The organism is Caballeronia sp. INML2 (assembly GCF_023631365.1).
Classification (GTDB): domain Bacteria; phylum Pseudomonadota; class Gammaproteobacteria; order Burkholderiales; family Burkholderiaceae; genus Caballeronia; species Caballeronia turbans.
This window is the reverse complement of record NZ_JALQDH010000058.1, coordinates 35944-56775: the sequence shown is the minus strand read 5'-3', so window position 1 is coordinate 56775 and position 20832 is coordinate 35944. Positions and strand designations below refer to the sequence as shown.

Genomic DNA, 20832 nt, shown 5'->3' with positions numbered 1-20832 from the left:
TTAAAGCTAGCCTGCGCACTCGTCTGCTGGAACATCTTCAGCCGCACGGAGCGCGCTTTTTGAACTGGCCTTTAAGCATGAGCTCGACGTTGGGCACTTCCTCGCGCAGCGCGGCAATCGCGCGAGGCAAGAGACTAAAAAGCGCCGCCGATGCAAAGCCGATCGTCAGGCGCCCACCACGCTGCGCGCCGATTTCCCGCGCGCGATGCGAGGCGGCATCGATGCGCGCGACGCTCAATCGTATGTCTTCGACGATCGCCTCGCCTGCCGGTGTCAATTGCGCGCCGCGGCGCGTGCGCTCGAATAGCTTGACGCCCAGATCGCGTTCCATGCGGGAAAGCGCCTGACTCAAAGCAGGTTGCGCGATGTCGAGCACGTCAGCCGCGCGCGTCACGCTGCCGGCATCGACTACGGCGAGAAAGTATTTGAGGTTGCGCGTCTCCATGCGGCCAGCATATCAAAATGCTATGAAAAACGAACGTATCCATAGTATGCGAGGCCGGCATTCGTTTCTAGAATGCAGTGGCATATTGAACAAGAGCCGGCCCGAGGCCAGCACAGGAGACGCAAGATGAATTGGTACCGTGAAATTTCCACGGCGGAGAGACGCACGCTGTGGGGATGCTTCGCAGGCTGGGCGCTCGATGGCGTCGATACGCAGGTATTCAGTCTCGTCATCCCGACCCTCATCGCGACATGGGGCATCGGTAAAGGACAAGCTGGCTTGATCGGTGGGGCGACGCTCGTCGCGGGCGCATTGGGCGGCCTGCTGGCGGGCGTGCTGTCCGATCGCATCGGGCGCGTCAAAGCTTTGCAGGTGACCGTTCTCTGGTTTTCGCTATTTACGTTTCTCAGCGCCTTTGCGCAGAATTTCGAGCAGTTGCTCGTGCTCAAATCGCTTCAGGGACTCGGCTTCGGCGGCGAATGGACGGCAGGCGCAGTATTGCTCAGCGAAACGATTCGCGCGAAACATCGCGGCAAGGCTATGGGCATTGTGCAAAGCGCGTGGGGCTTCGGCTGGGCCGGCGCGGTATTGCTCTATACCGTCGTGTTCTCGTGGGTTTCGCCCGATTGGGCCTGGCGCGTGCTGTTCGCGGTCGGCCTCCTTCCGGCGCTGCTGGTTGTTTATATGCGCCGCAATATCGAAGAACCGCCGCGCGAATCGAAACCCGCCGGACAGGATCATGCGCAACGTCAGGGCACATTCGCGATCCTCGCCGGCATCTTTCATCCTTCGGTATTGCGCACGACGATCGTAGGCGGATTGATTGGACTCGGCGCGCATGGCGGTTATCACGCCATCACCACATGGCTTCCCACTTACCTCAAAACGGAGCGCCATTTGTCGGTGCTCGGCACGGGCGGCTATCTGGCCGTCGTGATTACCGCGTTCATCATCGGATGCTTTGTGAGTGCGTGGCTGCAGGACAAGATCGGCCGCCGGAAAAACGTGATTCTTTTCGCGATCTGCTGCGCGGTCACGGTCAATGTCTATGTATTTCTGCCCATCGGCGATGTTGCGATGCTCATGCTGAGCTTTCCGCTCGGCCTTTTCTCCGCAGGCATTCCGGCGACGCTCGGCGCGCTCTTCAACGAGTTGTATCCACAAGGTGTGCGCGGCACGGGCGTCGGCTTCTGCTACAACTTCGGGCGCGTGGTGTCTGCTGTTTTTCCGGTGCTCGTCGGGCACATGGGCAATTCGATGCCGATAGGACAGGCGCTCGGCATCGACGCGGGCATCGCGTATGGACTCGTCGTCGTGGCCGCGTTGCTGTTGCCCGAAACGAAGGGCCGTCGCATCGCAACCGTGCCCGCTCAAACCGCATCGAGCGAGCGCTCGCCCACGCATGTCTGATCTATCCATGACGCCTTCACTTCACTCCACGCTCGCCGACGCGCAATGGCTCGCATCGACGCCCGCCGCAATCGAAGCGATCGACAGTCACGCGCATGTCTTCGTGCGCGGGCTTCCGCTTGCACCGCATCGTCGTCACGCACCCGACTACGATGCGACGCTCGATGCCTACGCGGAACATTTGCGCGCGAACGGCATATCGCATTCAGTGCTCGTGCAGCCCAGTTTCCTGGGCACGGACAATTCATTTTTCCTCGATGTGTTGCAGCGCTATCCGCAGCGCTTTCGCGGCGTGGCCGTCATCGATTCTTCGATCAGCGATGGCGAATTGCAGCGTCTCGCGGCGCGTGGTGTCGTCGGCATGCGGCTGAATCTTATCGGCCTTGCGCTGCCCGACCTGCGCGCGGCGCATTGGCGCGAATTGTTCGGGCGCATCAATGCGCTCGGCTGGCATGTCGAGATTCATCGCGATGCGCTGGATCTGCCGATGCTCATCACGCCGCTGCTCGAACAAGGCTGCACGATCGTGGTCGATCATTTCGGCCGTCCCGATCCCGCATTCGGCATCGACGATCCGGGCTTTCGCTATCTTCTGACGACGGCGAAGAGCGGGCGCGTGTGGGTCAAGTTATCGGCGGCCTATCGCAGCGTCCGTAGCGAAAACGGCATCGCGCTCGGGCAAACGCTCACGTCCGCCTTGCTCGGTTCATTCGGCGCCGCACGGCTCGTCTGGGGCAGCGACTGGCCGCACACGCAACATCAAAGGCTGATCGACTACGAGGCGTCGCGCGATGCGCTCGACCGCTGGATTCCGGACGCATCGCTGCGTACCATCGTGTTGCGCGATTCCGGGCGTGCACTGTTCCGCTTCGCGTAATAGCCGCGCAAGCGCCCAAGTGCATCGCGGGTTAGCATTGCAGACGCGGGCGAAACGTCGACGCGAGACACGAATTCACTTTCCGGAACCGAAACCATGACCACTTCCTCTTCACGCCGCCGTGCCGCCTTTCGCGAACGGGTGAACGCACGCAGCGCCCTGCTCTTGCCCGGCGCATTCAATGCAATGAGCGCGCGCGTCGCGGCCGATCTGGGTTTCGAAGCGATCTACATCACCGGCGCGGGCGTGACGAACATGTCGCTCGGCATGCCGGATCTCGGCTTCATCGGCCTCGCGGAAATCGCGGAGCATACGTCGCGCATTCGCGATGCCGTGGACGTGCCGCTCATCGTCGATGCGGATACGGGCTTCGGCAACGCGCTCAACGTGCGTCATACGGTGCGCACGCTGGAACGCGCGGGCGCCGATGCAATTCAACTCGAAGATCAGGTAACGCCGAAGAAATGCGGCCATTTCGCGGGCAAGGCCGTGATCTCGACGAATGAAATGACAGGCAAGATACGCGCGGCGGTGGATGCGCGCGAAGATGATAACTTTCTGATCATCGCACGCACCGATGCATGCGCGGTGGAAGGCTTCGATGCGGCGATCGAACGCGCGCGTGCATTCGTCGAAGCGGGCGCCGACATTCTATTTGTCGAAGCTATCGAAACCCCGGAGCAAATCGCCTCGCTTCCCAAGCTGCTCGATGCACCGCAACTCATCAACATCGTAATCGGCGGCAAGACGCCCGTGACGGATCAGGCAGATCTTGCGCGGATGGGCTTCAGTCTCGTGCTCTATGCGAATGCAGCATTGCAAAGCGCCGTGCGCGGCATGCAGACTGCGCTCGGCGCATTGAAATCGCAGGGACGGCTCGATGAAGATCCGGCAGTCGTCGCGCCGTTCGCCGAACGTCAACGGCTCGTGAACAAGCCGCTCTTCGATGAACTCGACCGCAAATACGCCGCGGACTGAATCCTTCGCCTGAAGCGGCCATGAAAGACCGCTTCGGGCATTCACGCCTCAGCGCGAGTACATCGCATTCCAGTCCGATTGCGATACGCGTGCACCCCCCGATTGCGACGTGCCGTTAGCGGCGCCACCATAAGCCGTCGCGCCCTCGCGTGCTGCGAGTTTCGCTTCGGCTGCCTGGATCGCTTCCGGATAATGCGCCTGATCGCCGTCGCCCGCGTGATAACCGACGCTCTGCAATTCTGCGAGTTCGGCACGAACTTGCGCCCGAGTGATTTGGCTTTGGGCGAACGAAGCGACGGGAATGACGAGAGCGGTTGCGACGATGGCTGCGCGAATGATCGACTTCATGATGAAACTCCAGTGTTATGAGGTGCCTGGCTTCGAACGCGGTGTCGTGCGAAAGCAGTGATAGCAGTCTATGACGCTGGTTATTCCGGGTTAACCCCTAGCACAGGAAAGCACCTTTCCCGGAAACACGCAGAATCGACGGCGCGAGTCGCACGGGGCATTAACGCCCGAGAATTTGTTATGCTGGCCGCCGGACTGAACGCACATGCGCGTTGCGTTCGCCTCATGGCGCAAAGCGCCCGTCAAACACTGGAGATACAGATGGCAAAAGGATATTGGGTCAGCGTGTACAAGAAGATCATGAAGCCCGAGCAGGCCGCCGAATACGCGAAGATCGCAACTCAAGCCATCGCGGAAGGCGGTGGCCGTCCGCTCGCCCGCGGCGTCGCGGCGATGGTGCAAGGCGAAGGCGTCATCGAGCGCACGGTGGTCATCGAATTCGATTCGCTCGATGCAGCCGTCGCCGCCTATAACAGCGCGACCTATCAGCACGCACTGGAAGTACTTGGCGATTCCGTCGTGCGCGATTTCCGCATCGTCGAAGGTGCCGCATAACATCCCTTACAGGCCGATGCTTGCGGCGCTCAGGCGCCCACGGCGTCGGCCAGTTCGTTCATGTCGTTCGCGACGACATCCCAATCGCTCTCAGCTTCCAAATCGACTGACTGACCCGGGCCGCGCTCATACGGACGCGAGACGAACGCAGTGCGCAAGCCGCACTTTCTTGCCGCTGCGAGATCGTCGTTATGCGCGGCGACGAGGCAGACTTCTTCTGGCTTCAGCATCAAAACGTCTGCGGTGCGCAGATAAGCCTGCGGATCGGGCTTGTAAATCTGCGCGATCTCCGCGCCGAGAATCGCATCCCAGGGCAAGCCTGCGCGCTTCGCCATATCCACCATCAGCCTGATATTGCCGTTCGAAAGCGGCGCAATGATATGGCGTGCCTTGAGCCGTTGCAAACCCGCGATCGAATCGGGCCACGGATCGAGTCGATGCCACGCGAGGTTCAGTTCGTCCAGCGCCTCCGAAGGAACCGCTTCAGGATTGATGCCAAATTCCGGCAGGAGGTCCACGAGATTCTCGCGATGCAGCACATCGAGCCGCACGAACGATCGCTCGCCGCTGATGATCTTGCGCATCGCGGGCACGTAGCGGCTGCGCCATGCATCCGCGAAGGCCTCAGGCTTCAAGCCGGTCGCGCCGTAGCGCTGCAGGAACGGCGCGGCCTCGCGGGCAATCCCGCCGCGCCAGTCCACGACGGTTCCGAATACATCGAATACGAATGCCTTTACGTTTTGCAAGCTCATGTCATTGCTCCCGTTGAGTCATTCATCTGATCGATTTCTCCTGCGATGCATTTGTTCCTCGCGCGCAAGACTGATTGTCCACCGCGTGTGTACGCAACGAATCTCGAAGAGCCTACATTACAAGCCATCGGAGCCTTCGGTCCGATCCGCAACAGGCCCACATCAACATCTATCGAGGTTCATCATGAGCAACGCAAACAAAGTCGCTATCGTCACCGGCGCGTCGCAAGGCATCGGCGCTGAAATCGTCAATGCCTTTCGCGCGCAAGGTTATCGCGTCGTCGCAACCGCCCGTTCCATTCGGCAGCCGGACGATCCGAACGTCGTGGCTGTCGCGGGCGATATCGGCGATCGCGCCACCGCGCAACGCGTCGTCGATGCGGCGATCGCCAAGTTCGGCCGCATCGATACGCTCGTCAACAACGCGGGCATCTTCATCGCCAAACCCTTCACGCAATATACGCAGGAAGACTATGCGGCCGTCCTGAACGTGAATCTGAACGGCTTCTTCCATGTCACTCAACTCGCCATCGAGCAAATGGAGAAGAACAAGAGCGGGCATATCGTCAGCATCACGACGACGCTCGCCGATCATGCGGTAAGCGGCGTGCCTTCGGTGCTGGCGTCGCTGACGAAGGGCGGCCTGAATTCTGCGACGAAGTCCCTCGCCATCGAATATGCGAAGTCCGGCATTCGCGCGAATGCAGTGTCTCCCGGCATCATCAAGTCGCCGATGCACGCGCCCGAAACGCACGAAGCACTCGGCGCTCTGCATCCGATGGGACACATGGGCGAAATGAGCGACATCGTGAACGCCGTTCTGTATCTTGATTCCGCGCCGTTCGTGACGGGTGAGATCCTGCACGTCGACGGCGGCCAAAGCGCGGGACATTGATCGATCCTTCACCGGTTGTGTATGCGCCCTTCGCGGGCGCGTCGCTGTTTTTCACTCAAGGAGATCGCCATGCCGATGGTTACGATTCAGGTGACACGCGAAGGCAACAAGGCAGGCACGAACGCCGTCACCGCCGACGAGAAAGCGCAACTCATCGAAGGTGTCAGCCAGTTGTTGCTCGACGTGTTGAACAAACCGCTCGACTCTACGTTCGTCGTGATCCAGGAAGTCGACATGGAGAACTGGGGCGTGGGCGGCGTGCCGGTGCAGGAATATCGGCGGCGGAAGCAGGAAAAGGAAAGTTGACGTGCATTGTTATGCAGGCATCGCCGCATGAAGAGCCGCGGCGATGCCGTCGTTTCGCTGTCTTATTGCCCCGGCGCGTAGAGGTCGAGTAGCTTGAGCGTGACGCCGTTGGTCCATCCGAAGCCATCTTGCAGCGGATATTCGCCGCCTCCGCCGCCGCCCGTTCCCTCGCCTTCGACGATGTATTTCTCGACGAGCTTCTGCTGCGTCTTGTAGACGTTATTCACGTCGGCAAGAAAGCGCGTACCGATCTGCTGCGCGAGATCGCTGCGCCCATATCGCTTCAAGCCTTGCACCGCGATCCAGTGCAATGGCGCCCATCCGTTCGGCGCATCCCACTGTTGCGTCGTGTTGTAAGTGGTCGTCGTGAGGCCGCCGGGCTTCAGCAACATCGCTTCGACCGTCTCTGCTGTCTTGTGCGCACGATCCGGCCACGCCGCATTCGCGAAGAGCGGATAAAGCATCGCCGCTGATGGATTATTGCGCGGTTGCCCGAGCTTCCAGTCGTAATCGCCGTAATAGCCGTTCTTGTTCCAGAGATACTTGTTGATGGCGATCGCGCGCTTGGCCGCGCGCCCGATGTACTCGCCGACGCATCCGAAATCGCGCGCCTCGCCGCAACCGATCGCGATGCTCGTTTCGAGGTGGAACATCAGGCTATTCAGATCGACGGGAATGATCGATGTCGTGCGGATCGTCGCGAGCGTCGTGTTGTCGCCGAACCAGCGCGAGCTGAAGTCCCAGCCGCTCTCGGCTGCCGCGCGCAGATCGCGATACACCTCGTTCGCCGGACGGCTCGTGACCTGTTTGGCGGTGGCTACATCTTCCGAGTAAGACTCGTCACGCGGCGTGTCGCGTTCGTCCCAATAGCGATTGAGCACGGTCTTGTCGGGCAGCATCACGACGTTGCGCACCGCACCGCCCGGCTGCAGCGTATTCGCGCCTTGCATCCAGTAGCTATGCTCCTTGCGCAATTGTGGCAAATACTTCTGATAAACCCGGCCGCCTTCTTTGTGCGCGGCAAGTTCGACCATATACGAGAAGAACGGCGGTTGCGACCGGCTTACATAGTACGTGCGATTGCCATTTGGAATATGTCCGATCGTATCGATCAGATACGCGAAGTTATCGAGCATGTCGTCGACGAGATCTTCGCGGCCGGCCTCCTGAAGGCCGAGCATCGTGAAATACGTGTCCCAGTAATAGCCCTCGCGAAAGCGCCCGCCCGGCACCACATATTGCTTGGGCATCGGAATCAGTGAGCTATTCGGCGGCACGTTGGCGGTGGTCGTCAAACGCGTGAGTTCGGGCCACAGCCAGTCGATATGTTCTCGCAATGTCTGATTCGGCGGCGGCGTGATGACCTGATCCGTCGGAGGCGTGAAGTACTGCCCGACGAAGTTCTTGAGCGAAAAGCCCGGCACCGACATCTGCTGATGATAGGCCTGCACGATCTGCGCGGGATCGATCTTCGGTACCGCATCGACGAAGGTTTTTTGATCGGGATAGATGCCCTGCGTCTGCACGGCGACGAAAAGATCGCCGTATAACTCGCTCGGCGGAGGCGGCAGCGTATAACCGGTTTGCGCGTCCGCATACGCGAGGTTCGCAGCCGCGCTCATGACGAGCCAGCCGCATAACGCTGTGCGTGCCTTGAACTGGAAACGCCGCGACGCCTCGTGCGCCGCGCGATACGATGACAGTGCGATCATGCTCCCTCCTCATCAGGATGAGTGAACCGGACTGGTCTCGCTCGTGCCGTTCTTGTTTTGACTGAATCACAGCACGGCGAAGCATCGCATGCTTGCACCGCGGTGGCAACCCTCCGGGATTGGGGCGACGCCGCTATTGCGTCGGCTATTGAATGGCGAGCGCCTTATGCGCCTGAGCCTGAAACTGCGTCGGCGTGACGCCGGTCTGCTTGCGGAAATAACGGCTGAAATAGGCGATATCGGCAAAGCCCAATCCATGCGCGATCTGCTTGACCGACATGCTCGAATAAACGAGATCGCGCTGCGCCTCACGCACGAGATGCTCGTTGATCATTGCAAGCGGCGAGCTCGATATTTCCTCGCGGCAAATACGTCCAAGCTGCGTGACGGTCATGCCGAGCCTTTGCGCATAGAAATCCACCGCGCGATGCTCGCGAAAGTGTGCGGCCACCAGCTCCCTGAAGCGCCTGATCTGTTGCGCGCGTCTTTCCGTCGATGCGACGTTCGGCGCGGACGTGCTCTCGCATAGCCGCGAGACATGCACGAAAAGTGCAATCAGGAGCGACATGCCCGCCGCCATGTGCCCGCGGTTCGTCGCGCGAAATTCCTTTTCCAGCAATTCGACGATCGTCATGAATGCGCTTTCCTTGACGGACTGCGCGCTCACACGGGAGAGGCCCGCGCGCTGCAGCACCGGAATGAGCCCCGGGGCTGCGATCGATGCGAGGGCCTCGATCGATCTTTGCGCGACGGTAACAACGAGACCATCGACGTTCGGCGCGAAGTTGAATCCATGCACCGTTTGCGCGGGCAGCACGATGACGCAGGGCGGCAAGATATCGATCACGCTGTTCTCGATCAGCACTTGCCCGCCGCCGCCGCGAATGTACAGAAATTGCAAGAGCGCGTCGTGACGATGCGCGTCGATATGCCAGTCGTTCGGCGCGCTGCGCTCGGCGATCCACTCGAAATTGAACGCGTCATACCACGGCGGGCGCGCCGACTCTCCATACAGGTTGTAGTTAGGGATTTTCCTCATGTCATGCGTCTCCTCATGCACAAATTGTCCTGTCGTCTGCTGCCTTTGTCCAATTTTTTGTGCATGACCGTGAATATACTTTTTTCACAGGCAAGGCCATCGTCGCCTTCGCATCGAATGGACTCAGGAGACAAGCATGACTAATCACCTCGCGCATGATCACAATACGCCGCATTGGCTCGGGCTCGAATCGAACGTGTGTGTGGTGACGGGTGCGGCGGGCGGCATAGGCCGCGCCATCGCATCGACATTCGCCGATGCGGGCGCTCGTCTCGCATTGCTGGATCGCGATGAAGCGGGCTGCATGGAAGTGGCCGACACGCTGCGCGCAAGCGGAGTCGATGCGCTTGCCATCGCGTGTGATATTGCCGATGCGGCGAGCGTGAACCGCGCGCGCGATCAGGTCGAGCGGAAGTTCGGTCATGTCGATGTGCTTGTGAACAACGCGGGCTTGTTGAGGGCGGGCGGCATCGAAGATATCGGCCTCGATGGGTGGAATGCGATGCTTGCCGTCAATCTCACCGGTTACATGTTATGCGCGCAGGCATTCGGTCGCGGCATGCTCGCGCGTGGCGCCGGCAGCATCGTGCATATCGCATCGGTGGCGGCACATCATCCGCAAACCTGGAGCGGCGCATATAGCCCGAGCAAGGCCGGCATCGCAATGCTGTCGCGTCAGATCGCCGCCGAATGGGGTGCGCGTGGCGTGCGCAGCAACACCGTGTGCCCCGGCATGATCCGCACGCCGCTCTCGAAAGCGTTCTATGAACAAGGCGATGTCGAAGCGCGCCGCAGCGCGATGACCGCGAGCAGGCGCATCGGCGAGCCGCGCGATATCGCCGAGGCAGTTGCATTTCTCGCGAGCCGGCGCGCGGCCTACGTGAACGGGGCGGAGCTTGCCGTCGATGGCGGCTTCGAATGCATGTTGATGGACCTCGTTCCGCGTCCCGGCTTCGAGGCGCCGCGCACCGCCTGAAACACGGCCTTTCATCTCACGGGTGCGCGACGCGCCCGCTTCCAATCAAAGGACTTCACCATGACTACCGTAACGCGGTCGTCCGATCTCGCTTGCGATGTGCTCGTGATCGGCTCGGGCGCAGGCGGCCTTTCGACGGCCATTACAGCGAAGAAACAAGGACTCGACGTGATCGTCGTCGAGAAGGAGGAATACTTCGGCGGCACGACCGCATTCTCCGGCGGCGTGCTGTGGATTCCCGGTAATCGCCACGCGAAGGAAGCGGGTGTTCAGGATACGCGCGAAGCGGCGCTTCGGTACATGCGTGGCGAAACGGGCGCGATGTACGACAAAGCAGCCGTCGATGCATTTCTCGACAACGGCCCGCGCATGATTGAGTTCTTCGAGCGCGAGACGTCGGTGAAATTCCTGCCGACGCTTTACCCCGACTACCATCCAGATGCGCCGGGCGGCGTCGACGTGGGTCGCTCCGTCGTCGCAAAGCCTTTCGATGCGCGCGAGCTGGGCAGGGACATCGCACGCCTGCGTCCGCCACTCAAGACGATCACGTTCATCGGCATGATGTTCAATTCGTCGAGCGCGGATCTCAAGCACTTCTTCAACGCGACTAGATCGCTTGCGTCGGCGTGGTATGTCGCCAAGCGGCTCGCGAGCCATATCATGGAACTCGCGCTGCATAAGCGCGGCGTGCAGATCACGAGCGGCAATGCCCTCGCCGCGCGCCTCGCCAAGTCCGCACTCGATCTCGGCATTCCAATTCATACACGCACGGGCGCGAAGGAACTCAGTACGGTCAAGGGCCGCGTGACGGGCGCGATCGTGATGGCGAATGGAAGCGAAACGCGCATCACCGCGCGGCGTGGGGTCGTACTTGCGTGCGGCGGCTTCTCGCATGATGTCGCACGCATTGCAAAGGCGTATCCCCATGTGCGACGCGGCAGCGAGCATGTATCGCCGGTTCCCGCGGGCAATACCGGGGACGGCGCACGCATGGCCGAACGCGTGGGCGGCCGCGTCGATATCCGCTATCCGCAGCCCGCCGCGTGGATGCCCGTCTCGCGCGTGCCGCTGAAAGGCGGCAAATACGGCGTGTTTCCGCATCTGCTCGATCGCTACAAGCCGGGCGTGATCGGCGTGACGCGCGACGGCGTTCGTTTCACCAACGAATCGAACTCTTATCACGATGTCGGCGCGGCGATGATCGAAGCGTGCCGCGATGATAAAGAAACGTCGATGTGGCTCGTCTGCGATCACAAGACGATTCGCAAATACGGTCTCGGTTTCGCGAAGCCCGCGCCGATTCCGCTCGGTCCTCATCTGAAGAGCGGCTATCTCGTCAAAGGCCGCACGCTTGCAGAACTCGCGCGGCGCGCAGGCATCGATGCAACTGCGCTGGAAGCCACCGTGCGCGACTACAACCGCGACGCCGTGGCAGGCCAGGACACCGCATTCGGCCGCGGCACGACTTCGTTCAACCGCTATCTCGGCGATCCCTCGCACAAGCCGAATCCTTGCGTCGCGCCCATCGGCAATGGCCCGTATTACGCGCTCAAGATCGTGATGGGCGACCTCGGCACGTTCGACGGAATCGCGACCAATCCTCACGGTCAGGTACTCAAAGGCAGCGAGCCGATTCCGGGGCTTTATGCCGTCGGCAACGATCGCGCGAGCGTCATGGGCGGCAACTATCCGGGCGCCGGCATCACGCTCGGCCCGATCATGACCTTCGGTTATCTCACCGGACTACATCTCGCGGGCCGCATCGACGAGCGCGCTAATTCCAGCGAATTGAGGAGCGCAGCATGAGCAAGCCATTCATCGATCACCGCATCTACACTATCAAGCCGCGCGGAATGGCTGAATTCATCGACGTGTTCGATCATCTGGCGATGCCGATTCAGCTCAGGTACCTCGGCGTGCCTGTGGGCTTCTACATGAGCGACATCGGTGCGTTGAATCAGGTCGTGCATTTATGGGGATACGAGAGCATCGCAGATTACGACGAGCGGCGCACCGCTCGCGACAACGATCCCGAATGGCCTGCTTATCTGCAAGCGTCCGCGCATCTGATCGTCGCACAGGAGAGCCGCATCATCAGGCGCGTCGAGTTCAAGAGTCTCTCGCCCGCTGTGCGTTGAAGCGCGGCATTGCGGCACGAAGAAGGCCGCATCCTCGCGACTGCTTTTAGATAAATGAATGGAGACATACCGGCATGGAAAAGAACTTCGGGACCATCGAGGTCCAGAGCTTCATCGACGGCGAACGCTTTTCGCCGTATCAATGGGTCATTCTGATCCTGTGCTTTCTGGTCGTCGCGGCCGATGGCTTCGACACGGCGGCGGTCGGCTTCATCGCGCCTTCGTTGATTGGCGATTGGGGCATCACGCGCGCCGCGTTGGGACCCGTGATGAGCGCGGCGCTCGTGGGTCTCGGTATCGGCGCGCTCGCGGCAGGACCGGTTGCCGATCGCATCGGGCGCAAGGCGGTGCTCGCGCTTTCCGTGTTCTTCTTTGGCGTGTGGAGTCTCGCGTCGGCGCAAGCAAGCTCGGTCGAAACGCTGACCGCGTGGCGCTTTCTCACCGGCCTGGGCCTCGGTGCGGCAATGCCCAACGCCGTCACGCTGATGGCGGAATATGCGCCCGCACGCATTCGCGCGGTCGTCGTCAACACGATGTTCTGCGGCTTCTCAGTGGGCCTTTCGATCGGCGGACTGTGCGCCGCGTGGCTCATTCCGCATTTCGGCTGGCAGAGCGTGCTCGTCGCCGGCGGCCTCGGCCCGATCGTGCTCACGGTGCTGCTGCTCTTTCTGCTGCCCGAGTCCGCGCAATTCATGGTCGTGAGAAGACACTCCGCGCAGAAAATCGCACGCGTCTTGCGGCGTATCTCGAACGATGCACGTCTTGCCGAAGGCGAGCGCGTCACATTCACTGCCGCCGATACGCGCACCGGCGGCGCGGACCAGTCCGCGCTTGGACTCATCGTTTCGCGGCCCTATCGCTTCGGCACATCCATGTTATGGCTCGCCTATTTCATGGGCTTGCTGATCTTCTATCTGCTGACCAACTGGCTGCCGACGCTCTTCAAAGACGCAGGCTTCTCCGCCGAACGCGCGGCGCTCACGACGTCGCTATTTCCGCTCGGCGGCATTCTCGGCAACCTGTCTCTCGGCTGGGTGATGGACAAGGCCAATCCGCGACGCGTCAACGCATGCGCCTATGTGCTCGCGGCGGCACTCGTGCTGACGATCGGACGCGGCGTCGCGGATCAGTTCTGGCTCGCGGTGCTCATCTTCCTGACGGGAACAGCGGTGACGAGCGCGGTCACGTCGATGTCTGCACTCGCGGCATCGTTCTATCCGACGCGAAGCCGCGCAACGGGCGTGGCATGGATGCTCGGCATAGGACGCATGGGCGCGGTCGCGGGCGCGATGACCGGCGGTCTTCTCATGAGCATGGGCCTGCAATTCGGCGCGGTCTTCACGCTGCTCGCCGTTCCGGCAGCCGTTGCCGCGTTGGCATTGGGCGCGTTGAGCCGGCGCGATGCGTCGCGTCAGGCAAGCGAAATGGATCAGACGGCGCGCGTGCCGGCAGAATGAGTCGTGGCATCGCTTTCGGTTGCAAGCGCAACTATATTGACGATGCCCTTATGCGCCATCTTCGTATAAGGGCAAAAGCGCTCTGTGTTGCACACGAGTTCCTCCGCCGTCGTGCGGTCGATAGCGGGCATCTGAACGCGCGCGTGCGCGGTGAGCACGAAGAGGCCGTCCATTGGATCGCGGCCGAATTCGACCGTGACCGACACGCTTGCGCCCTCCACCGCGATGCCCGCGCGCGCCGCGAGCAATACGAGCGCGCCATGAAAGCACGCGGCATAGCCTGCGGCGAACAATTGCTCGGGGTTCGTACCGCCGCCGGGCCCGCCAAGCGTTTTCGACATGCGCAAGTCGAGGTCGAGATTGCCGTCGTCGAATAAAGCGGCTGCACGTCGCGCCCTTCATACTTGTCGAGCAGGCCAACGGGCGGCGGATGCAGTGGCTCCATGACGACCTCTTCTATCAGCGATGACGACAGAGATCGCTCAATGCGCCGTTTGCGTCCGACTCTGGCTTCGCTCGAACCAGGCATCGAAATACATTGTGCCGAGATGCGCTTGTCCGCCTGGCAGCAGCGTGTCCGCTGCGAGTTGCGCGCCGAAGTAGAGCGCGCTCTCGTCGGCGAAGACCGTTCTTGCATCGCCCGTTACTTTGAAATAGCGCTGCATCAGATCGGACAGACGCGACCTGTCCGGACCCGCGATCTCGACAACACCGTTCACCGACGAACCTCCCGCGCGTGATGCACCGTAGGTGTGCGCGCACGCGTCCGCTAGCGCCGTCACCGTACGCGCAGTGTTGCCTCCGTTGCATCAATCGGCGATCGCGAGCGCCGAGGCGTTTGTGTTCGTCATGCTCGTCGTGAGGCAATGCAGATCGAGCGTGCGCGTATGCTCGGTCATGTAATCGACGAATACACGCACCCGTGCGGGCAAATGCTTGCGGCTGAGATAGCAGAGATAGTGGCCGCCGTCATCGGGCGCATGTTGCGCGAGACAGATGACGAGGCGCCCCGCCTTGAGCGAATCGCACACGAGATAGGCAGGCAGTTGCGCGATGCCCTGCCCGTAGAGCACCGCTTGCAACATCAGGTCGATGTCGTTGAACGTTTGCCTCGCGGCGGGCGAGCGTTTGTGCGTAAAGCCGTCTACCTTGAATTCCCAGTCGGCGATACGTCCTGCCGACGTACGGAAGTTGATGCAGCGATGGTTTTCGAGTTCCTCGACATGACGGGGCAAGCCGTGCTCACGCGCATACTCGGGCGATGCGCACACGACCATCTGCATCGGAATCAATTGCTTCGCGACGACTTCGCTGTCTTCCATATGACCATCGCGAAATGCGACGTCGACACGGTCGGCCGTGAAATCGCAAGGGCGATCGTTCAGGACGAGTTCCAGAGCAATCTCCGGATAGCGCGCATTGAAGCCTGACAGAAGCGGCGCGACGACTCTGCGGCCGAACCCCGGCGCGGACGCAATACGCAAGTGTCCGCGGGGCGGGCCGTGGCGCAGTTCGCGCATGTCCTCGAGCGCCTGCACGATGCGCTCCACGCCCGGCTGACAGTTCTTGTAGAAGAGTTCACCCTCGCGCGTGAGCGACGTGCTGCGCGTGGTGCGAAGAAAGAGACGCGCATCGAGCTGTGCTTCCAGCTTCTGCACGTTGCGGCTGACGGCGGACCGCCCGATGCCCAGGCGATCGCTCGCTTTGGCGAAGCTGCCTTCATTGGCAACGGCAAGAAATGAAACGACGCCCGCATAACTCGCCACGAAGCTATACGCGAGCGAATCGTCCGAGTGACATACGAGTTCAGATGGCATGGCGGCACGAAACGTAGTGGTTCTGTCTCACTAGACGTTCATGCCCTGCGCTTTGTGACACGCCATGCCGGATTTTTTATTTCACCGGCGTCAAAACCGGTTTGCCCTTGTCTTTGAGAAGCAGCACGATGAACTTCGCGCGCTTCGTGTTGCTGGCGTTGCGACCTACAGTGTGGATATCGTCAGGGCCTTCATAAAAGGTATCGCCGGGCTTGAGCGTCACGGCCTTGCCGCCCTGAAGCTGCATGACGATCGTGCCTTCGAGCACATACACGAACGCCTGCGCGTCATGGCGGTGCACCGGATCGACCGCGCCCGGCGGATATTCGACGCTGATCATCAGCGCTTCCTTGCCCGGAGATTCGGGCAGCGGCTTCGTCATGAGCTCCTTGACGATGGCCTCTGGCGCGGCCTGCGCCGTCTCCGCGACGAGCGCCGCGCATCCGAAGACGAGCGTAAGTCCCACCCGTTTGATGCTGTGCATGATCGTTCTCCCATGATCGAATGACGGCGCGAGCACATTACGAGAGGTTCGACTTGTCGAGGCCGAAGGCCTTGTCGGACGAACCCGGCACCGTCTGGAACGCGACATTCGCGCGATTCCATCCGTTGATCGCCATGATGGCGTAGGTCAGGTCGGACAGTTCCTTTTCCGAGAACTGTTCGCGCACGCGCGCATAGAGTTCGTCGGGCACGCCGTGCTCGGGAATGCGCGTCAGGACTTCGGTCCACGCGAGCGCGGCCCGTTCGCGTGGCGAGAATAGCGTCGACTCGCGCCAGATCGCCACATGATGCGTGCGCAGTTCGCGCTCGCCGTGAATCTTCGCTTCCTTCACGTGCATATCGACGCAGAAGGCGCAGCCATTCATCTGCGATGCGCGAAGCGTGACGAGATCGCGCGTCGTCTGTTCGATCGAGCACTCCTGCACCGCCTGACTGAACTCATAGAACTTCTTGAACAGTGCGGGCGATTGTTGAATGTAGTTGATTCGCTGCGTCATGATGACTCCATGCCTGGTTGAAAATATCGCCGGCAACCCGTGGCCGGCATGGATGTCATCGTAAGTTTGCGCGCCTTTTCGCGGTAGGCGCGGGATCGTGCGCACGCTATTGCTTCGCGCGCATCAATCAAAGTGGCAGGCGTTACGCATTGCCGTAACGCGCCGCGATGCGTTCGAGCTTGTCCGGGTTGCGTTGCACCTGAATTCGCACGATGCGCTCGTCTTCGATGTCGAATGTCTGCGCGGATTCGAGCTTGCCGTCGATGAAGCGCAAGAACGCCCATTCGCCATTGAGCATGACGAGGTCGAGACGCACGCCCTTTCCATAGCGCAGGAACGCCGCATAGAAAAGCTGCGCGATGCGCTTGCCGCCGAATAGCGGCTCCGGGAAACTCTGCACGCGACCGCCGCCATCGCCGACGAGCGTCGCGTCTTCCGAGAGCATCGCGTGGATGGCCGCGAAATCGCCGTGTTCGATCGCATGCGCGAATGCGCGCAGCAAACGCCTGTGAATCTCGCGCGGCACCGATTGGCGCGGGCGCGCCTCGCGCAATTGCGCTTTGGCACGGCTCACGAGCTGACGGCACGCGGCCTCCGTCTTGCCGATGATGCGCGCGAGCTCGGGATAATCGGCGTCGAAGACCTCGCGCAGCAGGAACGCCGCGCGTGCTTCGGGGCTCAGGCGTTCGAGCAGCATCAGAAACGCCACTGACACATCGTCCGCACGCTCGGTGACTTCTTCGGGCGTCGCGGGCGGCTCGGTGATTTGCGGCTCCGGCAGCCAGATGCCCGCGTAATGTTCGCGCTGCAGTTTCGCGGCGCGCAGCCGGTCGATGGAATGGCGCGTCGTGACGGCGACGAGCCATGCTTCCGCATTATCGATAGCTTCGCGCGCCGCCGCATGCCAGCGCAGCCATACATCCTGCACGATGTCTTCCGCCTCGGCGACCGAACCGAGCATGCGATATGCGATGCCCTGCAGACGAGGGCGCAGCCGGTCGAATTCGCGCGTGGCGTCATCCATGAAGGCGATTAAATGAAAGGTGCGGAAAAGGTGATCGTATATCACGCGCCTATGTTCGTGACGATCACGACGATGCGCCAAAAGATCTGAGCAATGCAGCCGTTAATATCGGAAGCCGGATCCGACTGCATCAACCTCCGTTCATTCATGACTCAATCCGAACATCAAAACGCGTCCGCGAATCCGACCCGCATCATCGTCGCGACCGTGATCGGTAACGGTTTCGTCGCCTACGACTTCACCGTGTATGGTTTCTCCGCGGCGATCATCGGACGGCTCTTCTTTCCCGCGCACGACGCCGCTTCATCCCTATTGCTTTCGCTCGCAACTTTCGGCGCGGGCTTCGTCATGCGTCCGCTCGGTGCCATGCTGATCGGCCGATACGCGGACCGGCGCAGCCGCGAGGCGGGCATGCGGCTGTCGATCGCGTCGATGGCGGCGGGCACCTGGCTGATCGCATGTCTGCCGACGCATGCGGCGATCGGTGCGAGCGCGACCGTGCTTATCGTGTTCGCGCGGCTTCTGCAAGGACTCGCGGCGGGCGGCGAGATCGGCCCGGCATCGGCGCTGCTGATGGAGTCCGTGCCCTACGAACGGCGCTGTTTCATGGTCAGCTGGCGCGGTGCGAGCCAGGGCGCCGCCGCATGCGCCGCGGCGCTCGTCGGCGCATGCACGTCCGCGCTGCTGTCGCAGGAGCAACTCATGCAATGGGGATGGCGCGTGCCCTTCGTCATCGGCGGACTGATCGCACCGCTCGGCTGGTTTCTCCGGCGCATGCCGGGCCACGCGTCGGCGGCGAAGACACGTGCCGCACGCACGCCGCTCGCGATCGTGCTTCGCGAGCACGCACGGCCTCTCATTTGCGGCATCCTGATGATGGCCGCGCCTTCGTCGAGCATCTACATTGCCGTGCTGTACATGCCGAGCTATCTCACGCACACATTGCACCGGCCACCCGCGATCAGCTTCCTGATCGCATCGCTCTCCGGTCTCGTGATCCTCATCGTCACGCCGCTCGTCGCGCTCGCCGCCGATCGCCTGATGAGCCGCAAGACGCTGCAATACGCATCGCTCATCGGCGCGCTCGCGACGGCATATCCCGCGTTTCATGCGCTCACGCAAGGCGCACCGGATACGCTCGCGCTCGTGATCATCCTGCTCTATGTCGCCATCGCGCTGAACAACGCGGGTGCGGGTTCGGTGCTCATGCTCGAAGCCTTTCCGAAGCATCGGCGCGCAGCGAGCCTCTCGGTCATCTACACCTTCGGCGTCGTCATTTTCGGCGGATTCTCCCCGCTCGCCGTCGCCTGGCTCATCGGCGCGACCGGCAATGTCATGACGCCCGCTTGGTATCTGCTCGCGGCGAACTGCGTGACGCTCTTCGCGCTCAGCCGCTTCCCCGAACGCCCCTCGAATGCGCGGCGTGCATGCGCATGACGGGATCGTTGGCCGCCGCGCGCAACAGATCCAGCGCGCGCAGACGCATCTCAAGCGGACTCACGTCGAACGCGCGACGAAACGCCCGCGTGAAATCCGATGCGCTCTTGAAGCCGAGGCCGAATGCGATATCGGCGATCTGGAGGTTCGGGAAGCGCGCCAGTTCATCGGCCGCCTCGCGCAGGCGGCGATGTCGAATGTATGCGGCAAGGCCGCCTTCCTGCTCGAACCATCGATAGATCGTCGCACGCTTCAGACCGAGTGCGTCGACGATCTTCATCGGCGTGAGATCGGCTTCATGAAGATGCGTCTCGACATAACGCTTCACCTGGCCTTTCACGGCCGTTTGCAGCGCGGCGCGTGAATCGTGCAACGCATGCGGCTTGTCGGCGAATGCCGCGAGCAGCAGTCGCGCGCCGGCTTCGAGCGCGTCGATCGCATCAGGCCGTTTCAGCGCCGGCAGCGCGCGCGCGGTGGCATCGAAATGCTGGCAAACGAAGCGCGCGAGCGGCGCGTCCTCGGGCAGGATGCGGCCATGCAGCGCATCGCAGTCAGCGGTATGCGCGGCCACGACCGAACGCGGCGCGAACATCGTCAACACGCGGCATGCCGGGCGTTCGACGCGGAACCGCTGGTTCAGATCGAACGCGACGATGCCGCGCACCGAGCCCGGCGCACTGCGCTTCACGCTCAGGCCGCTCACATGGCCGCACTCGCCTTCGGCATATACGTGAAACGCGAAATCGCGACGGGTATCGGTCGAGACGCGCGCGATCGAGCGCTCGAGCACCAGCGCATCGGTGCGCGCCTCAGTGAACACGAGCCCTCCCGCCGCATGCAGGTCGATGCTGCCCGCAAAGCCGCGCGCGATCTGATCGTTGTCGGGAAGGACATCGACGACATGCCCGACGCGATCGCGCCATGCGAGCAACTGGCGCTCGCGCGGCACTGCCTCCGTCGAGAAGCGCGTGAATAGCGTGGGCGGATCGGAATCGGCGGGCATGGGAGTCGATGTCGGTCCAAAGAGTCCTTTCGATCGGTGGCGCGCACACGAGGCGCCGCCCGGTGAGACGCATGGTAAAGCGTAGTCGAAATGCCGGTATATCGTGCTGATTGAGGAGCAGCGTGTGCGGCGTCGCGGGCGGTTCAGGTCGGCGATTCCTTGCCGTCATCCCGCTGTCACATCGCTGTCTCTCACTCATACGGTTTACGGCTGACAAGATCAAAAACACAGCCGTATGCAGCAAGAAAAGACGTTTCGGGGCGTCAAATGGAAAAGTCGAAAGTTTTGCGAACCAGGCGCGAAGCGGAAGCCACGCGAGCGGCGCTCAAGCCCGCGCGCGTCGCGGACGCCCAGCTCGATCATCTCGAGCGTATGGTCCGTTCGCTCGCGCGGGCGAGCGATCCGAAGGCGTTCGCCTGTCTCGATCGCGCCTATTGGACAAAGCGACTCGCCGCGCTCGGCGACGAAAGCGATCTCGTATCCACGCAGCGCGCTCGCGTGCTGCGGCTGCTCGATCTTCTCGCACAGGATCGCGCCGCCGGACCTGACAAGGCCGCGGCGTGATTTTTCGTCGGATATGCATGCGGAATGCAAGACACAAGACGGCATTCCGAATGCAAAACGCAAGATGCCAGCCATCAGCGGCAAGTCGATTGAAAGGC

General features: G+C 61.8%; 22 protein-coding genes and 2 pseudogenes. 12 read left to right on the top strand and 12 right to left on the bottom strand.

What is annotated here, in order from left to right; genetic code table 11:
- Positions 1 to 70: 70 nt before the first annotated feature.
- Positions 71 to 445, bottom strand: a pseudogene (locus NCT32_RS21350) (LysR family transcriptional regulator); the annotation flags it as partial.
- 126 nt (positions 446 to 571) lie between these two features.
- On the opposite strand from NCT32_RS21350, the gene NCT32_RS21345 reads away from it, so the two are divergent.
- From NCT32_RS21345 to NCT32_RS21335, 3 genes are all read left to right on the top strand, one after another.
- On the top strand, positions 572 to 1855 hold the full coding sequence (locus tag NCT32_RS21345; RefSeq protein WP_061117107.1) for an MFS transporter: 1284 nt from the start codon (positions 572 to 574) through the stop codon (positions 1853 to 1855).
- Complete coding sequence (locus tag NCT32_RS21340) at positions 1848 to 2732, top strand: amidohydrolase family protein (protein ID WP_409241538.1); 885 nt, start codon at positions 1848 to 1850, stop codon at positions 2730 to 2732. The genes NCT32_RS21345 and NCT32_RS21340 overlap by 8 nt, the downstream gene beginning before the upstream one ends.
- A gap of 96 nt (positions 2733 to 2828) precedes the next feature.
- The gene (locus tag NCT32_RS21335) at positions 2829 to 3710 is read left to right on the top strand and encodes an oxaloacetate decarboxylase (RefSeq protein WP_061117109.1); all 882 of its coding nucleotides are present in this window, start codon (positions 2829 to 2831) and stop codon (positions 3708 to 3710) included.
- Between the two features lie 48 nt (positions 3711 to 3758).
- Here the strand turns inward: NCT32_RS21335 and NCT32_RS21330 are convergent, their stop codons facing one another.
- Positions 3759 to 4058, bottom strand: a complete 300-nt coding sequence (locus NCT32_RS21330; RefSeq protein WP_061117110.1) for a DUF4148 domain-containing protein — start codon at positions 4056 to 4058, stop codon at positions 3759 to 3761.
- 261 nt (positions 4059 to 4319) lie between these two features.
- On the opposite strand from NCT32_RS21330, the gene NCT32_RS21325 reads away from it, so the two are divergent.
- Entirely contained in the window at positions 4320 to 4613 is a 294-nt protein-coding gene (locus NCT32_RS21325) for a DUF1330 domain-containing protein (protein ID WP_250490510.1), read from the top strand.
- 29 nt (positions 4614 to 4642) lie between these two features.
- On the opposite strand, the gene NCT32_RS21320 is transcribed toward NCT32_RS21325, so the two are convergent.
- Positions 4643 to 5365, bottom strand: a complete 723-nt coding sequence (locus NCT32_RS21320) for a haloacid dehalogenase type II (protein ID WP_061117111.1) — start codon at positions 5363 to 5365, stop codon at positions 4643 to 4645.
- Positions 5366 to 5549: 184 nt separating this feature from the next.
- On the opposite strand from NCT32_RS21320, the gene NCT32_RS21315 reads away from it, so the two are divergent.
- Both NCT32_RS21315 and NCT32_RS21310 read left to right on the top strand, forming a co-directional pair.
- On the top strand, positions 5550 to 6260 hold the full coding sequence (locus tag NCT32_RS21315) for an SDR family NAD(P)-dependent oxidoreductase (protein WP_061117112.1): 711 nt from the start codon (positions 5550 to 5552) through the stop codon (positions 6258 to 6260).
- 69 nt (positions 6261 to 6329) lie between these two features.
- A complete protein-coding gene (locus NCT32_RS21310; RefSeq protein ID WP_061117273.1) occupies positions 6330 to 6566 on the top strand; it encodes a 4-oxalocrotonate tautomerase family protein in 237 nt (78 codons plus the stop codon).
- A 62-nt stretch (positions 6567 to 6628) separates the two neighbouring features.
- On the opposite strand, the gene treA is transcribed toward NCT32_RS21310, so the two are convergent.
- Complete coding sequence (gene treA / locus NCT32_RS21305; RefSeq protein ID WP_061117113.1) at positions 6629 to 8278, bottom strand: alpha,alpha-trehalase TreA; 1650 nt, start codon at positions 8276 to 8278, stop codon at positions 6629 to 6631.
- 145 nt (positions 8279 to 8423) lie between these two features.
- A complete protein-coding gene (locus tag NCT32_RS21300) occupies positions 8424 to 9317 on the bottom strand; it encodes a helix-turn-helix domain-containing protein (RefSeq protein ID WP_061117114.1) in 894 nt (297 codons plus the stop codon).
- A gap of 136 nt (positions 9318 to 9453) precedes the next feature.
- Between NCT32_RS21300 and NCT32_RS21295 the strand changes: the two genes are divergently transcribed.
- The 4 genes from NCT32_RS21295 (at position 9454) to NCT32_RS21280 (ending at position 13888) form a co-directional block, all read left to right on the top strand.
- A complete protein-coding gene (locus tag NCT32_RS21295) occupies positions 9454 to 10293 on the top strand; it encodes an SDR family NAD(P)-dependent oxidoreductase (RefSeq protein WP_250490509.1) in 840 nt (279 codons plus the stop codon).
- 60 nt (positions 10294 to 10353) lie between these two features.
- On the top strand, positions 10354 to 12099 hold the full coding sequence (locus NCT32_RS21290; RefSeq protein ID WP_250490508.1) for an FAD-dependent oxidoreductase: 1746 nt from the start codon (positions 10354 to 10356) through the stop codon (positions 12097 to 12099).
- A complete protein-coding gene (locus NCT32_RS21285; protein ID WP_061117117.1) occupies positions 12096 to 12431 on the top strand; it encodes an NIPSNAP family protein in 336 nt (111 codons plus the stop codon). The genes NCT32_RS21290 and NCT32_RS21285 overlap by 4 nt, the downstream gene beginning before the upstream one ends.
- Positions 12432 to 12505: 74 nt before the next feature.
- On the top strand, positions 12506 to 13888 hold the full coding sequence (locus NCT32_RS21280; RefSeq protein ID WP_061117118.1) for an aromatic acid/H+ symport family MFS transporter: 1383 nt from the start codon (positions 12506 to 12508) through the stop codon (positions 13886 to 13888).
- Here NCT32_RS21280 and NCT32_RS21275 read toward each other — a convergent pair.
- From NCT32_RS21275 to NCT32_RS21250, 6 genes and pseudogenes are all read right to left on the bottom strand, one after another.
- Positions 13861 to 14333, bottom strand: a pseudogene (locus NCT32_RS21275) (Ohr family peroxiredoxin). The gene NCT32_RS21280 and the pseudogene NCT32_RS21275 sit on opposite strands and share 28 nt — an antisense overlap.
- A gap of 37 nt (positions 14334 to 14370) precedes the next feature.
- Positions 14371 to 14607, bottom strand: a complete 237-nt coding sequence (locus NCT32_RS21270) for a hypothetical protein (RefSeq protein ID WP_061117119.1) — start codon at positions 14605 to 14607, stop codon at positions 14371 to 14373.
- 90 nt (positions 14608 to 14697) lie between these two features.
- A complete protein-coding gene (locus NCT32_RS21265) occupies positions 14698 to 15705 on the bottom strand; it encodes a LysR family transcriptional regulator (protein ID WP_061117120.1) in 1008 nt (335 codons plus the stop codon).
- Positions 15706 to 15781: 76 nt separating this feature from the next.
- Positions 15782 to 16189 carry a cupin domain-containing protein gene (locus NCT32_RS21260; RefSeq protein WP_061117274.1) on the bottom strand — a complete coding sequence of 136 codons (408 nt, stop codon included), beginning with the start codon at positions 16187 to 16189 and terminating at the stop codon, positions 15782 to 15784.
- 37 nt (positions 16190 to 16226) lie between these two features.
- Positions 16227 to 16706, bottom strand: coding sequence for a carboxymuconolactone decarboxylase family protein (locus tag NCT32_RS21255; RefSeq protein ID WP_061117121.1), 480 nt, complete (start codon positions 16704 to 16706; stop codon positions 16227 to 16229).
- Positions 16707 to 16848: 142 nt separating this feature from the next.
- Positions 16849 to 17730, bottom strand: a complete 882-nt coding sequence (locus NCT32_RS21250; RefSeq protein WP_061117122.1) for an RNA polymerase sigma-70 factor — start codon at positions 17728 to 17730, stop codon at positions 16849 to 16851.
- A 147-nt stretch (positions 17731 to 17877) separates the two neighbouring features.
- On the opposite strand from NCT32_RS21250, the gene NCT32_RS21245 reads away from it, so the two are divergent.
- On the top strand, positions 17878 to 19167 hold the full coding sequence (locus NCT32_RS21245) for an MFS transporter (RefSeq protein ID WP_061117123.1): 1290 nt from the start codon (positions 17878 to 17880) through the stop codon (positions 19165 to 19167).
- On the opposite strand, the gene NCT32_RS21240 is transcribed toward NCT32_RS21245, so the two are convergent.
- Positions 19118 to 20170 carry a helix-turn-helix domain-containing protein gene (locus tag NCT32_RS21240; protein WP_061117124.1) on the bottom strand — a complete coding sequence of 351 codons (1053 nt, stop codon included), beginning with the start codon at positions 20168 to 20170 and terminating at the stop codon, positions 19118 to 19120. The two genes, NCT32_RS21245 and NCT32_RS21240, sit on opposite strands and share 50 nt — an antisense overlap.
- Positions 20171 to 20437: 267 nt before the next feature.
- Here NCT32_RS21240 and NCT32_RS21235 point away from each other — a divergent pair, with 267 nt between their 5' ends.
- Positions 20438 to 20734 carry a hypothetical protein gene (locus tag NCT32_RS21235; protein ID WP_061117125.1) on the top strand — a complete coding sequence of 99 codons (297 nt, stop codon included), beginning with the start codon at positions 20438 to 20440 and terminating at the stop codon, positions 20732 to 20734.
- Positions 20735 to 20832 lie beyond the last annotated feature (98 nt).